The sequence below is a fragment of the Curtobacterium sp. 'Ferrero' genome (assembly GCF_002412165.1).
Taxonomy (GTDB): Bacteria; Actinomycetota; Actinomycetes; order Actinomycetales; family Microbacteriaceae; genus Curtobacterium.
In genome coordinates this window covers 82,541-97,463 of record NZ_NXIA01000004.1, presented here as the reverse complement: position 1 = coordinate 97,463, position 14,923 = coordinate 82,541, and the positions used below count along the sequence as shown (strand labels likewise).

Annotated in this window: 8 protein-coding genes; all 8 read right to left on the bottom strand. The window is 72.5% G+C overall.

All coding sequences use genetic code 11. The features are described 5' to 3' along the window. Positions 1 to 155 precede the first annotated feature (155 nt). The gene (locus Csp2054_RS05770) at positions 156 to 1,958 is read right to left on the bottom strand and encodes a sulfite reductase subunit alpha (protein WP_096898353.1); all 1,803 of its coding nucleotides are present in this window, start codon (positions 1,956 to 1,958) and stop codon (positions 156 to 158) included. Further along, a complete protein-coding gene (locus Csp2054_RS05765) occupies positions 1,955 to 7,525 on the bottom strand; it encodes a glutamate synthase-related protein (RefSeq protein WP_096898352.1) in 5,571 nt (1,856 codons plus the stop codon). Before Csp2054_RS05765 ends, Csp2054_RS05770 begins: the two co-directional genes overlap by 4 nt. Before the next feature lie 399 nt (positions 7,526 to 7,924). Continuing rightward, a complete protein-coding gene (locus tag Csp2054_RS05760) occupies positions 7,925 to 9,202 on the bottom strand; it encodes a bifunctional glycosyltransferase family 2/GtrA family protein (RefSeq protein ID WP_217990869.1) in 1,278 nt (425 codons plus the stop codon). A gap of 248 nt (positions 9,203 to 9,450) precedes the next feature. Beyond that, complete coding sequence (locus Csp2054_RS05755; RefSeq protein ID WP_141399153.1) at positions 9,451 to 9,915, bottom strand: hypothetical protein; 465 nt, start codon at positions 9,913 to 9,915, stop codon at positions 9,451 to 9,453. 100 nt (positions 9,916 to 10,015) lie between these two features. After that, on the bottom strand, positions 10,016 to 10,288 hold the full coding sequence (locus tag Csp2054_RS05750; protein WP_096898350.1) for a hypothetical protein: 273 nt from the start codon (positions 10,286 to 10,288) through the stop codon (positions 10,016 to 10,018). Positions 10,289 to 10,361: 73 nt separating this feature from the next. After that, positions 10,362 to 11,897 (bottom strand): sensor histidine kinase, encoded by a 1,536-nt coding sequence (locus Csp2054_RS18650; protein ID WP_141399152.1) that lies wholly within the window; start codon positions 11,895 to 11,897, stop codon positions 10,362 to 10,364. 59 nt (positions 11,898 to 11,956) lie between these two features. After that, positions 11,957 to 12,676 carry a response regulator transcription factor gene (locus tag Csp2054_RS05740; protein WP_096898348.1) on the bottom strand — a complete coding sequence of 240 codons (720 nt, stop codon included), beginning with the start codon at positions 12,674 to 12,676 and terminating at the stop codon, positions 11,957 to 11,959. Positions 12,677 to 12,708: 32 nt separating this feature from the next. Further along, positions 12,709 to 14,922, bottom strand: a complete 2,214-nt coding sequence (locus tag Csp2054_RS05735) for an ArnT family glycosyltransferase (protein WP_096898347.1) — start codon at positions 14,920 to 14,922, stop codon at positions 12,709 to 12,711. Between the last annotated feature and the right edge of the window lies 1 nt (position 14,923).

Genomic DNA, 14,923 nt, shown 5'->3' with positions numbered 1-14,923 from the left:
GATTCGGTCAACCACGAGCGATTCCGCCAACCTCGCGCGATTCCGCCAACCTCGCGCGATTCCGCCAACCTCGCGCGATTCGGCCGCCCACGAGCGATCCGGCCGCCCACGAGCGATCCGGCCGCCCACGAGCGATCCGGCCCGCGCCCCGCGCCTCAGTACACGTCGCGCACGTACCGCTTCGCACGCCGGAGGTCGGCGACGTACGCCGCCGCGTCCTCCGCCCCGCGCCCCCGCTGCTCCGCGACCACGTCGAGCAGCGCCTGCTCGACGTCCTTCGCCATGCGCGACGCGTCGCCGCACACGTACACGAACGCGCCGTCCTCGAGCCACCGGTACAGCTCCGCCGCCTGCTCCCGCATCCGCGTCTGCACGTAGACCTTCTCGGCCTGGTCACGCGAGAACGCCAGGCCGAGCCGCGTCAGCACGCCACGCTCCTGCAGATCGATGAGCTCGTCCTCGTACACGAAGTCCGTGTCGCGGTGCTGGTCGCCGAAGAACAGCCAGTTCGCACCCGAAGCACCCGCGGCGGCGCGCTCGTGCAGGAACCCGCGGAACGGCGCGATGCCCGTGCCGGGGCCGATCATGACCATCGGGGCATCGCTGTCAGCGGGCACCCCGAACGCCGCGTTCGGCTGGAGGTACACGTCGACCTCGCCGTCCGCCTGCACCCGGTCGGCCAGGTACGTGGACGCGACACCGGCGTGCGACCGGTGGACGTCGCCGTACCGGACGGAAGCGATCGTCAGGTGGATGCGATCCGGGTGCGCGAGCGGGCTCGACGAGATCGAGTACTGGCGCGCCTGCAGACCACGGAGGTTCGGCAGCAGCTCCTCCATCGTCGGCGCCGCGCTGCCGGCGTCGCGGAGCAGGTCGAGGACGTCGCGCCCCCAGAGCCACCGGTCGAGCTCGTGCTTGTCCCCGTGCGACACGACGGCCGCGAGCTCCGACGCCGGGGCACGCTGCACGAGGTCGGCCACGAGGTCCTTCGACGGCGTGCGGATCTCGCGGTCGAGCCGTAGGACCTCGGCGAGCGGTCGCCCGTCGACGTCCGCGGAGCCGTCCGCGCCGAGGTGCCCGAGCAGCTGGTCGACGAGTGCCGGGTCGTTGTGCGGCACGACCGCGAGTGCGTCACCCGCGGCGTACTCGATGCCCGAGTCGCCGAGCGCGAACTCGAAGTGCCGGATCTCCTTCGCACTGCGCGGCGACGAGAGCAGCCGGTTCACGACGAGCGGCGCGCGGTACGGGTTGCGCTTGTTCCACTGCGACCCCGGCCGGGAGGTACGGCTCGCCCCTGCCCCGCCGGCTGCGGCGGGCGGGGTGGTCGTGTCGGCGGCGGGGCCGCCCGCACCGTGGCTGCCGGCACCCGGCCTGGCCCCCGCCTCGGCGGCCAGGCGGTCGAGGACCGCGGCGCTCCAGAGCGCCGCGGGGTCCTCGAAGTCGACGTCGCAGTCCACGCGTTCGTGGATCCGCGTCGCGCCGAGCTGCTCGAAGCGGGTGTCGAGGAGCTTGCCGGCCTGGCAGAACTCGTCGTAGCTCGTGTCGCCGAGGCCGAGCACCGCGTACTGCAGGCCCTCGAGCCGCGGGACGGTCGACGCCTGGATCGCGTCCCAGAACAGTCCGGCGTTGTCGGGCATCTCGCCCTCGCCGTACGTCGAGGTCACGACGAGCACGTGCGACATGCCGGCGAGCTGCTCCGGGGTCACGGCGTCGAGCGGGGTCGCCCGGCCGCCGAGCCCGCGGGCCTTCGCGCCGGCGACGAGCTCGTCGGCGAGGAACTCGGCGTTGCCGGTCTGCGTGCCGAACAGCACGTCGACCGTCGTGGTCGGGGCACCGCCGGCGGCGCGCTTGCCCGCGGCGGCGATGCCGGCGATGAACCCGGCGAGCCAGGACTCCTGCGCGGCCGAGAACGGGGCGTCGACCGGGATGAGCTGCCCGGTGGGCGGGAGCGTGCTCATGCGGACACCGCCTCGGTCGGTGCCTGCGGGGCGCGGCCGGCGAGGTCCTCGAGGGCCGCGTTCGCGAGCAGCTCGTCGAAGCGTGCCGCTCGCACGCGTCCGGCGTTCTTGGCGTTCTGGTGCATGATCCACCCCGTGGTGCCCGGCATGTCCGCGCTGCGGTTGTTCCGCTGCGCGAGGGCCCGCTTCGCGTCGTCGAGCCGCTTCACGGCGATGAGGGTCGCGAGCTCGTCGTCCGCGAACCGGTCGAACGTGCCGCGGAGGTACTTCACGACGCGCTGCTTGACCTGGAAGTCCTCGGTCAGCACGAGGTTCCGGACCGCCTCGGTCACGCGGGGGTCGTTCGGACCGGCGCCCGGGACCCGCTCCTGCGCCACGTCCTGTGCGACGCCGAGCACCGCGTACGACGACAGCAACGAGAACATGTCGTCGCCCTGGTCGCCGAGCGCGGGGGCCCGGCCGTCGAGGACGGTGCGCTGGTCGCGGTAGTCGACCTTGAACGCGCGGAGCTTGTCCGTCGCCACCGAGTTCGCGAGCTCGTCGAGCAGCTCGGGCCGGGTCGCGGCGGCGAGGATCTCGTCGGCGTCCTGGCTGAGGAGGAGTGCCCGCGGCATGCCGACGTACACGTGCTCACGGGTGGTCTCCCACTCGGCGAGCAGCCGTCCGGCCAGGGTCGACCCGGTGGCCTCGACGTGCCACGCGAGCAGGAGCTTCGCGGCGGCCTCGTGGAAGGCGCCGCGCTCGGTCTCGGTCACGGGGAACACGAGGAGCGAGTCGGTGCTCGCCCGCTCGGTCACCGCGCCGGACGGGTCGTACTGGTAGAGGAACCCGCCGGACATGCCGTTGCCGAGACCCTTGCCGTAGCCGCCGAGGTTGAACACGGCGCCGCCGGTCATGTACTCGCAGCCGAAGTCGCCGACGCCCTCGACGACCGCGGTCGCACCGGAGTTCCGGACGGCGAACCGGTCGCCCGCCTCACCCTCGACGAACGTCCGTCCGCCCGTGGCGCCGAACAGCGCGAAGTTGCCGACGAGGACGTTCCCGCCGCGCTCGACGCTGCCGCCGCCGGGTGCGCGCACGACGATCCGGCCGCCGGACTGGCTCTTGCCGACGCCGTCGTTCGCCGTGCCGACGTGCTCGAGGGTGGTGCCGTCGTTCGTGAACACGCCGTAGGACTGCCCGGCCGAGCCGCTCGTGCGGATCGTCAGCGCGCCGTCGACGAGGCGACGGCGACCGCGGTCGTCGGTCGTGATCGCTGGGTGCGCCGACAGGTCGACGCCGCGCAGCTCGTGGTTGAGGATGCGCTCGACGTCGATGCCGAGCTGGCCCCCGACCGACTTGTCCGCGTTGCCCAGGGCGATGCCGTCCACGGTCAGGGAGTGCTCGTGCCCGTCGACGAGCGCGGCACGCACCTGCTCGATGAGGGCATCGTCGGTGCGGTAGTCCTTCTCGAGGTACTCCGGGTCGGTGACGACCTTCTCGGGCACCTGCGCGAGCAGGTTCCGGACGTCGAGCCGACCGACGGACGCGGGGTGGTCGAGGAGCTGCAGCAGGTCCGTGCGACCACGGGCCTCGCGCAGGGAGCGCAGGCCGAGGCGGGCGAGGATCTGCCGCACGTCGTGCGCGATGTTGAGCAGGTACTGCGCCAGTGCACGCGGGTCACCCTCGAACGCCTCGGCGTTCGTGGTGAGGCCGGCCGGGCACTTCACGTTGCAGTTCTTCGCCATGACGCAGCCGAGCATCATGAGCGCGGTCGTGCCGAACTCGAACGAGTCACCGCCGAGCAGGGCGCTCGTGACGACGTCGGAGCCGGTCTGGTGCGCGCCCGAGCAGCGGAGCGTGACCTTCTGGCGGAGGCCGTTCGCCACGAGGGCCTGGTGCACCTCGGCCACGCCGATCTCCGCCGAGCGGCCGGCGTACTTCAGGCTCGTGACGGCCGCGGCGCCCGTGCCGCCGGTGTTGCCGGCGACGTTGATGACGTCCGCGCCGGCCTTCGCGACGCCGACCGCGATCGTGCCGATGCCCTCGGAGGACACGAGCTTCACGACCACCCGGACCCGTGCGGCCTTGCAGTCGTGGATGAGCTGCGCGAGGTCCTCGATCGAGTACGTGTCGTGGTGCGGCGGCGGCGAGATGAGCTCGACGCCCGGCGTGCCTCCTCGGGCCGCGGCGATGTCCACCGTGACCTTCGGCGCGGGGAGCTGGCCGCCCTCGCCGGGCTTGGCGCCCTGGCCGATCTTGATCTCGAGCTCCTCGAGCATCGGGTCGGCGAGGTAGCCCGCCCAGATGCCGAACCGGCCGGAGGCGAACTGCTTGATGCGCGAGCCGCGGATCGTCCCGTAGCGGGAGTGGTGCTCGCCGCCCTCACCAGAGTTCGACATGCCGCCGACCATGTTCGTGCCGTGCGCGACGGCCTCGTGCGCGGTGGCCACGAGGGCTCCGTGGCTCATCGCGCCGGATGCGAGCGTGCGCGTGATCTCGTGCGCCGGCTGGACCTCGGCGACGTCGACGCTCGCGGGCGCCTGCTGCAGCAGTCCGAGCAGGTCGGCCGCGGCGCCGGTGGCGCGGAGCGTCACCTGGTCGTCGGCGACGGAGTCGACGTCGACCAGGCCGGGGTGCAGGAGCGCGAGCCCGTCCGCGAGGGCCCGGTGGCGCAGTGCTCCGGTGGGTCCCGTGGAGGTGAGCTGCAGGCGGAAGCGGGTGGGGCCTCCCGTCCGCTCGTCGTCACCCGGCGCCGGACGCGACCCGGACAGGCCACGCACCGTGATGCTGGCGTTGCCGCGCGTCGCGAAGCGGCCGAGCTCGCGGGCGAAGTCCTCCGCCTCGTCGATGCCCGTGACGTCCGCCGGCAGTGCGAGCACGTCGCGGAGCGCAGCGGGGCGGCGGGACCGCTCCTCGTGCGTCGTCTGCAGGAACGACACGTAGCCCGGCGTGATGCGGTGCGCGTCGATCTCGGCATCGCTCAGCCGGTCGTACCCGGTGTTCCGGTAGGCGGCGTCGGTGATGCCGAACGAGTCGTCGAGCTGGCGGAGCGTGAGCAGCCGCAGCGCCTCGGAGTCGCCGGAGCGCTCGAACGCCGGACGTTCCTCGGTCATGCCGCCGAAGCCGCGGACGCTCGCGACGCCGAACGAGTGGCCGGCGCCGTCCGAGCGCTCCTTGAAGAGCCCGAGCAGCGGCACCTGGCCCTCGGTGTCGACGCTCCGGGCACGCTCGTGCCAGTCGGTCGCGGCCTGCGCGATGCGGGCGAAGCCGACACCGCCGACCGGGGCGTCCATGTGCGGGAACACCCGGGCGAACAGGTCGTCGCCGGTGTCGAGGTAGTTCGGCTCGAAGAACTCACCGCCGATGTAGCTCTCCGCGGTGCACAGCCCGACACGGCCCATCGTCTTCGCGAGGGCCTTCTCGGCCGCCTTGCGGAAGCGCTTCAGGGCGAGGTCGGTCGCGGTGGACTCGCCCGCGGGTGCAGCCTCGGCGGGGTACTTCTCCTCCGCACGGAGCCGCGCCGACAGGCTGTACACAGCCGAGGCACCGAAGCCGAGCGCGGTGGCGACGTGGTGTGACGATGGCAGCTGACCGGACTCGGCGACGATCGAGACCCGCAGCCGCAGGCCGGTCTCGATGAGTCGCTGGTTGACGGCGGCGACGGCCAGGATCACGGGGAGGGGTGCGTGCGTCGACGACACGCTGCGGTCGGTCAGCACCGCGATGCCGCCGGACCGCTCGGCGAACGCCGCCACCGCCTCGGCGAGCTGCTCCGTCGCGGAGCGGACCGCGTCCGCGTTCGCCTGCTCGTCGCCCAGCACCGGCACGTAGAGCATGTCGAAGCGTTCGAGCGGCACGATGTCCTGGTCGCGCAGGCGCACCATGTCGAGGTGCCCGAGCACGGGGGACTGCACGACGAGCTGGCGGCTCGTCGACCCCGTCCCGTCGGGCTTGGCGCCGAGCGCCACGCGCATCGACATGCCGTCGGCCTCGCGGATCGAGTCGAGCGGCGGGTTCGTCACCTGGGCGAAGCGCTGCGAGAAGTACTTCGCCATGCCGCCCTCGCTGTCGCTGAGCGCGTTGATGGCGGTGCCGTAGCCCATCGCCGAGATCCGCTCCGACCCGTTGGCGAGCATCGGGTCGAGCATGAACCGGAAGCTCTCCTGGTTCAGCGAGTACGCCACGTACCGCCCCGCGAGCGACAGGTCGCCGTCGTAGCCGAGCGTGGTCGTCCCGCGCTGGTAGCCGGGCACCGGCAGGTCGTCCAGGTCCACCCGGGCCGCGTCGAGCAGCTCGGCGTAGGGCTTGCGCGCCGCGAGCATCCGGAGCACCTCGTCCGAGCGCATCACCGTGCCGGAGCGGTGGTCGACGACGAGCATGCCGCCCGCCTCGATCCGGCCGCGGTGCACGACGCCCTCCGGCTCGAACGTCACCTGGCCGGCCTCGGACGCCACCATCAGGTACTCGTCCGTCTGCACCGTGCGCAGCGGACGGAGGCCGAGCCGGTCGAGCCGGGCCCCGACCACGTCACCGTCGCTGAAGATCACCGCGGCGGGCCCGTCGTTCTTCTCCTCGTACAGCGAGAAGTACTCGAGCATGTCCCGCACGACGGCGGACAGCGTGCGGTCGTTCTCCCACGCCGGCGGCATGAGCGTGACGACGGCCTCGACGATGTCCAGCCCGTCGTCGAACACCCGGCTCTGCAGCGTCTGGTCGAGGCGGCTCGAGTCCGACTGCCCGGGCGGCCGCACGATGCTCCGCGTGCGGGCACGTGCCAGGGCCTCGTCCGACAGCCGGTTCTTGCGGTCGGTGTTCAGCTCGCCGTTGTGCGCCATGAGCCGGAAGGGCTGCGCCATCGTCGGGTGCGGCTCGGTGTTCGTCGAGAACCGGGTGTGGAAGTACAGCGTCCGCACCGAGTGCCGCGGGTCCGTGAGGTCGCGGAAGTACGAGATGACCTCGCCCGAGTTCAGCCGCCCCTTGAGGATCTGAGTCCGCGCGCTGAGCGACAGCGGGTACAGGGCGGCGTGCGGGGCGTGCGCCTCGGCGGCCTGCGTGTACGAGACGCGCTCGACGGCGAGGAGCGCACGGTTGGCGGCGGCGTCGACGTCCGCGCGGGTCCACGACGACGGCGCACGGAACACCCACTGCACGATGGGGAGCTGGTACTGCTCCGCCTCGGGACGCGTGACCGAGTGGTCCACCGGCACGTCGCGGACGATGAGCAGTTCGAAGCCCTCGTGCTCGATGGCGTCGGTCACCGTGGCGACGGCGGCGGCACGCTCGGCGGCACCGGTCGGCGTGGCGTCGCTCGGCACGAAGCAGTTCGCGACACCGAAGTGTCCGGCGCGCAGGGCCTCACCGGTGATCGCGCTGAAGAACTCGACCGACAGGTCGATGCTCACGCCCGCGCCGTCTCCGACACCCTCGGCGGACTTGCCGCCGCGGTGCGGGATCGAGCACAGCGCTTCGTCGCCCTTGCGGATGACGTCGTGGGTCGGCGTCCCGTCGAGACGGGTGATGAAGCCGACCCCGCAGTCGCTCGATTCGCGGGCAGGGTCGTAGAGACCGAAGGAGGAGTGGTTCACGTGCGGGTCCAGTGGAGCGTGTGCCGACAGGCAGCGGACGGCCACGCTGCATCCTCGGAGCGCTCGCCGCGGGCAGGCCGTCGGGTGCTGACGGTCGGGCCCTGTGGGGGTGGTGCGGTGAGGCGATGCTACGGGTTGGTATACCGCCGACGCAACAGACCGGCTGGACGGGAGGCACGGTGCGGGTCCGCCACCGCGCGTCGCCCCGCGCTGGTGGTCGCGTCGACCCGCGCCGCCCGTGCCGTGTCGCGCCGTGGTCGCGCCCCGATGTGCCGCGCGCGCCGCATCGCGCGTCCCCGTGGCGCCGCCTGCACTCGCACAACCGACGCACCTCGCACCACGGGTGGCCATGGTGCGAGGTGCGTCCGGTCGTGCGGTTCGCCGTCGGCCTGGACGACGTCACGCCGCGCGGTGCTCCTCGACCGGGATCGGCTCGGTGTCCGCGAGGCTCGCCGCGTCGGTCGCGGGGGTCGACCCGGGGCGGATGAGCTCGGGGCGGCGCCGGGAGCGGAACACCCACGCCTTGAACAGGACGAAGCGCACGAGCGTCGCGACGAGGTTCGCAGCGGTCAGCACCAGGATCTCCGCCCCGTGCGAGGCGCTCGGTGTGGTGGCGTGCAGGACCACGAGCGACCCCGACGTGATGGCCCAGGCGATCCCGAACACGACGAGCCCCTGCACATGGTGCATCCCGGCGCCGGCCCGGCCCCGCACCCCGAACGTGAAGCGGCGGTTCAGCGCGGTGTTGCCGATCGCGGTGAGGAGCAGGGCGAGGAAGTCCGCCGTCTGGGCGCCGATCGCCGGGCGGAACAGGGCGTACAGGACGGCGAAGGCGATCGTCGACAACACGCCGATCGCTCCGAAGCGCAGGACCTGGCCGAGGATGCCGACGTGCGGCGGGGTGAACGGGCGTCGACCGATCGCCTCGTAGACGCGCGCGACGGGGATCCGTCCGGTCGCCAGTCCGCGGGACACGCGCCACATCCCCTTCAGGTCCTCAGTCGCGGTCGAGGCGATGTGCACCGAGGAGATGACGTCGTCCACCCAGTCGACCGGGACCTCGTGGACGCGCAGCCCGGCGTGCTCGGCGAGCACCAGGAGTTCCGTGTCGAAGAACCACGCGTCGTCCTCGCACAGCGGCAGGAGGTGCTCCGCGGCCTCGCGGGTGACGGCCTTGAACCCGCACTGGGCGTCGGAGAACGCCACGCCCATCGTCGTGCGGAGCAGCAGGTTGTACGAGCGGGAGATGAACTCGCGCTTGCTGCCGCGCACGACCCGGGACGACCCGGCGAGGCGTGTGCCGATCGCGAGGTCCGAGTGGCCGGACAGCAGGGGCGCCACGAGGGGCTCGAGTGCGGCGAGATCGGTGGACAGGTCCTCGTCGACGTACACGAGGACCTGCGCCTCGGACGCGCCCCACACCGCCTTGAGCGCCCGGCCGCGGCCCTTCGCCGGCAGGTGCACGGCGTGGACCTCCGGCAGCATCGCGGCCAGGTCGTCCGCGATCCTCGCCGTGTCGTCGGTCGAGGCGTTGTCGGCGATCGTGATCCGCCAGGTGTGGTGCATCGACGTCCGGCAGAACGTGTGCAGTCGTCGCACGTGCGCGGCGAGCGTGTCCTGCTCGTTGTAGCAGGGGACGACGATGTCGATCTCGAGGGGTTGGTTCGTCTCCGTCATGCCGATCAGGTTCGGCAGCAGGGTCATGCACACCGCAGCAGGAGACTGTGGCCGCCCTAAGAACGCCTCGTCACGGTTCCCGGAGTGCCCCGAAACCGATCGCCGTGCTCGATCCCGTTCTGATGTACTGAATTCGCTCGTTGCGTTGAGCTGCGAGAAGTGGACCCGAGACCCATCCGGACGGTTGGGTGCTCGGGTCTCGCGCTGTCGGTGCGCGACGTCGAGAGCGGTTTCGCTGGGCGGGTGCTTCACACTTCGGTGACGCGGACCGGTCCGCACCTCCGACGCCGGTCGCCGCCCTTGGCCCAGGCCCATCCGACCGCGTCAGGCAGTGCGAGCAACGGTTCGTTCGACGCCCGCTCGTGACGGTGTTCCACTGTCAGGGGGCGCAAACGGTGCAGCGTCTCGACGATGCGTTGTCGATCCTGACGTTGCTGGGTCTCGTCGATCTCGAAGCAGATCCGATCGATCCCGTCGGACACCGCAGCCCGGACGAGGGCGTCGATGCAGGCGGATCTGCGCTCGCGGTCAGTGCGACCGTCCTTCGGGGCACGGATGACCGTCGTCGAGATCGTCGGCACCGCCAGGGCATTCACGATCGAGCGCCGTCGTCGGTCGCTCTCCTTCCGCATGTGCAGTCGGCTCTGGCCGGGCAGGATCAGGGACCGGACTGCATCTCGGGCATCCTGCACGGCGCTGACCTCGAGCGCCACGGAGACGAGCAGGGAGTCCTTCGCCTTCGATTCGTCGACGAACGCGCGGAGGCGGGTCCGTGCATCCTTGTTCATCGCCGTTGCCCCACGGCGTACAACTCTACATATCAGCGAAGATGATCTGCACCACCGCGACCACCACGAGCGCCACGATCGGCACACCCGCGATCCAGAGGCCCGCGCGGATCTGCGTCCGTCGGATCGTCGGCGCCTCGTGGGACGTCTGCGCGAAGCGCGTGGCGGCGACGAGCTCGGGCGCGGCCGCCGGCGGCTCGGGCTCCGGCTGCGGCCGGTCGTCCTCGAACGCGGGGACCTCGACGACGAGGTCCTCGGCACGAGGAGCACCGGGCAGGTGGGTGTAGTCCCTCGGCATCGTCGCCCCCGATCGTCTGACGTCAGGGTACGCACACCGTTGCGAGCGCGCACGCCGTCCGTCCGTCCGTCTGTCAGTCGGCCGCCGGCAGGTCGACGGTGAACGCCGTCCGCCCGGGGCCGGACGCCACCCGGACCGCGCCGCCGTGCGCCGCCACCACGGCCCGGACGATCGCGAGACCGAGCCCGCTCGTGCCCTGCTCGCGCGACCGCGACGCCGACCCACGGGTGAACCGGTCGAACAGCGTCGGCAGGACCTCGGGGTCGATCGGAGGTCCGTCGTTGGCGACGACGAAGCGGACGGTGGGCTCCGTCGCTCCGGGCAGCCGCTGCAACGACACGACGACCGCGGTGCCGTCCGGCGTGTGCGTCGCCGCGTTCGTCAGGAGGTTGCGCACGGCCCGACGGAGCTGGACGGGATCGCCGGTCACGGAGACGGGGTGGTCGTCCGCGACCTGCAGGGTCCAGCGGTGGCCGGGCGCGGTGGTCCTGGCGTCCATCGTGGTCTCGACGACGAGCGCGGTGAGGTCCACCGGCTCGCGGACCGGAACGTCCTGTGCGGCGGACAGGGCTCCGGCGTCCAGCCGGGCGAGCAGCAGGAGCTCCTCGACGAGGTCGCCCATCCGGACGGCCTCGGTGGCGATGCGCCGGACGTTGGCGTGCACGGCGTCGAGGTCGTCGGACGTGGCGGAGAGCTCCGCGTACGCCCGCACCGTGGCGATCGGGGTGCGGAGTTCGTGCGAGGCGTCGGCGACGAACGTGCGCATGCCCGACTCGGCCTGGCGCCGGACCGTCAGGGCACGTCCCACGTGCCCGAGCAGCCGGTTCAGGGCGGTGCCGACCTGTCCGACCTCGCGGTTCGCCGTCAGGTCTGCGGCTCCCACCCGGCCGGTGATCTCGGTGTCGCCGCGTTCGAGGTCGAGGGCGGTGACGTCCGAGGCGACCCGTGCGACGTGGTCGAGCGGTCGGAGCGCCCGCCGGACGAGCAGGGTGAGCGCCCACGCGGCGACGAGCAGGCCGAGCAAAGTCACCCCGCCGAAGACCGCGGCGAGCCGGACGACCGTGGAGTCGAGGGAGCCGAGCGGCACCGCCGTGACGAAGACGTCGCCGTCGCGGCCGATCGCCTGCGCCCGGTACGACCCGAGTGCGCCGAGCCGGACCGTGACGGGATCACCGTCGCTCGCGACCGCGGACAGGGTGCGCTCCTGCGCCGTGGTCAGGGCGTGCTGCTGTCCCTCGGCGTCGGTGTACCCGGCGAGGGTGGCCGTGCCGGACCGGTAGATGGCCACGACGGTGCCGGCCGACTGGCCGGGGGCGCCGATGAACTGGTGCTCGGGATCGGGTCGGGACGACCCGGACGACGACCCGGACCCGGACGCCGACCCGGACCCGGACGACGACCCGGACCCGGACGACGACCCCGACCCGGACGACGACCCGGACCCCGGCGGCGGCCCGTCCGGCGCCCCCTCCGCCCCACCGACCGTCCGATTCGCCGCACTCGACAGCTCCGCGTCCAACCGACCGACGAGGTACTCCCGGAACGCCACGACCGTCACCGCCCCGACCACGACGTTCGTCACGACGAGCAGGAGCGCGACGGCCCCCACGATCCGCCACCGGAGCGACGGCACCCGCCCCGACCCCGACCGAGTCGCGCCGGACCGGCTCACGTCGTCGGGCGGAGCACGTACCCGGCCCCGCGGACGGTCTGCAACATCGGCTCACGTCCTGCGTCGAGCTTCTTCCGCAGGTACGACACGTACATGTCGACGAGGTTCGACGACGACCCGAAGTCCATCCCCCACACGTTCGCCAGGATGTGCTCCCGCGAGAGCACCCGGTTGGCGTTCCGGGCGAGGTAGCGGAGGAGCTCGTACTCCGTCGGGGTCAGGTCCAGCGGCGCACCGCCCCGGAGCACGGAGCGGGCGTCCTCGTCGAGGTGCAGGTCGCCGACCACGAGCCCGGCCGCTCCGGACGCCGCCACCCGGGCCGAGGTACGGGCGAGGATGCGCGCTCGGACGAGCAGTTCCGCGATCCCGAACGGCTTCGTCAGGTAGTCGTCGCCGCCGCCGGTGAGTCCGGCGAGCCGGTCCTCGGGGGCGTCGCGTGCGGTGAGGAACAACACGCGGACGTCGTCCCGGGCGTCGCGGAGCCGTTCGAGCACCTCGAATCCGTCGATGTCCGGCAGCATGACGTCGAGGACGATGACGTCGGGCTGGAACTCCCGAGCCGCGAAGAGCACGTCCCGCCCCCGGTGCACCGCGCGCACGGCCCAGCCGTCGCCCTCGAACGCGAGGGCGACGGCGTCGGCGAGCGCGTGCTCGTCGTCGACGACGAGGGCGCGGACGGGGGAGCCGTCGGTGCGCTGCAGCGGGGTGCCGGCCATGTCGGCGAGCCTATCCGCGCCCTCGTCGTGCATCACTTCTGGCTGCTCAGGTCGTAGACCGTGGAGCCGCCGACCGTGGTGCTGCTGTAGTTCGCCGCGACCCATTCCTGGATGGCCGAGGCCGTGGAGCTGCCGCCGCCCATCCCGCCGCCGGAGCCGGAGGAGATGTAGTACGCGATCTTGCCCTCGGCGACGTACGCCTTGAACTCGGCGAGCGTGGGCGCCGGGTCGCTCGACCAGCCGCCGATCGCCATGACGGCGGTGTCGGTGTCGAGCTCGAGCTGCGCGGCCGACTGGGAACCGTTGACCGCGGCGGCCCAGGTCGTGTCCGTGGACTGCAGCAGCTTCTTCAGGGCCGACGACGTCGACGCGCCGCCACCGCCCATGCCGCCGCCTCCGGCCTGGAGGCTCGTCCCCGACTCGCCGTCGGACGTCGCGTCGCCGGATCCCTGCTGGGTACCCGTGCTGCCCTGGCTGCCGGACGTGCCGTCCGGCATCGACGGTGCCTCGCCGGTCGTGCCCTCCGGCGCCTCGCCGGAGGTGCCGCCCGGCGGCGTGCCGCCGGGACCCTGCTGGGTGCCGTCGGTGCTGCTGTCGGAGCTGTCGCTGTCGGTCCCGGAGGCCGATCCGCCGGGGCCTCCCGTGCCTCCCGGCTGACCGCCGCCCGTGCCGCCCATCCCGCCGGAGCCACTGCCCGACGGACCGACGCTCGGGATCGACCCGGAGTGCGCGACGGTCGTGGTGGCGAGGGCGTAGGCCGTCGTGCCGGTGAGTCCGAAGAGCGTGCCGGCCAGGACGCCGACCGTGACGAGCTTGCGGAGTGTCGGGACGCTGCCGACGAGGACCGCGGCGGTGGACAGGAGCCCGCCGACGAGCACCACCCAGCGGAGCCAGGGCAGCCAGGTCGGGTTCTCGTTCAGCAGGCAGAAGCCCCAGTACGCGGTGATGCCGATCATCCCGGCGAGGCCGAGGCGGCCGATGACCCGCTCGCGGACGCTCCAGAGGAGCGCGCCGCCGGTGCCGACCAGGCCTGCGATCGCGGGGGCGAGGGCGACCGTGTAGTACGGGTGGATCGTGCCGGACATGAACGAGAAGACGAGTCCGGTGACGACGAGCCAGCCGCCCCAGAGCACGAGGCCGACGCGGACCGGGTCGCCGAGGTGCCGTCGACCGACGACCACGAGGCCGAGGACGAGCGCGAGGAGCGCCGCGGGCAGGAGCCACGAGATCTCGAGGCCCATCTCGGACGAGAACAGGCGGTCCAGGCCGGTCGCGCCGCCGAACGACGAACCCGCGGTGCCGCCCATGCCGCCACCGGCGTTGCCGTCGCCGCCGAAGATCCGACCGAGGCCGTTGTAGCCGAACACCAGGTCGAGCACGGTGTTGTTCGTCGAGCCGCCGATGTACGGGCGGGAGTCGGCGGGCCACAACCACACCGCGACGACCCACCAGCCGGCCGACACGACGAGGGACACCGCCGCGATGCCGAGGCCGATCGCACGTCGGCCCCAGCTCGTCCGGGCGGCGAAGAGGTACACGAGGCCGAACGCCGGCAGGACGAGGAGTCCCTGCAGCATCTTCGTCAGGAACGCGAAGCCGAGGGCCACCCCGGCGAGGGCGATCCACTTCCAGCTGCCACGGGGGAGTGCCCGCACGGTGCAGTACGCGCCCGCGGTCATGAGCAGCACGAGGAGCGCGTCCGGGTTGTCGAACCGGAACATGAGCGCCGCCGCAGGGGTCGCCGCGACGACGAACCCGGCGAGCAGGGCCCCGACGTTCGCGGTCGTCGCGCCGAGCCGGGCGAGGGTGCGGCGGACGGTGCCCCACACGAGCGCGACCGAGCCGACCGCCATGAGTGCCTGGGGCAGCAGCAGGCTGAACGACGAGAAGCCGAACAGCCGCGCTGACAGCACCATCACCCAGAGGGACGCCGGTGGCTTGTCGACCGTGATGAAGTTCGACGAGTCGAGGGAACCGAAGAAGAACGCCTCCCAGGACTTCGTGCCGGCCTGCACGGCTGCGGCGTAGAAGCTGTTGGCGTACCCGGAGATGCTGAGGTCCCAGAGGTACACGACGGCGGTCAGGGCGAGGAGCGCCCAGAACGCGGGCCGGAGCCAGCGGGCGTCCTCGCGCTCGCCGAGGAACAGGCGAGCGAGGGGCGGGCGACGCCGGCCCCGCGCGGCGGTGCTGCCGCCGGGGTGCGCGCGGTCGCGACGATCGGTCACGGGGGTCGGGAACGTGGTCATG

Excerpts from the sequence above, each read along its gene's own strand:
- Csp2054_RS05750 (WP_096898350.1), bottom strand. The coding sequence starts at position 10,288 with ATGCCGAGGGACTACACCCACCTGCCCGGTGCTCCTCGTGCCGAGGAC.
- Csp2054_RS05770 (WP_096898353.1), bottom strand. The coding sequence starts at position 1,958 with ATGAGCACGCTCCCGCCCACCGGGCAGCTCATCCCGGTCGACGCCCCG.
- Csp2054_RS05735 (WP_096898347.1), bottom strand. The coding sequence starts at position 14,922 with ATGACCACGTTCCCGACCCCCGTGACCGATCGTCGCGACCGCGCGCAC.
- Csp2054_RS05760 (WP_217990869.1), bottom strand. The coding sequence starts at position 9,202 with ATGACGGAGACGAACCAACCCCTCGAGATCGACATCGTCGTCCCCTGC.
- Csp2054_RS05740 (WP_096898348.1), bottom strand. The coding sequence starts at position 12,676 with ATGGCCGGCACCCCGCTGCAGCGCACCGACGGCTCCCCCGTCCGCGCC.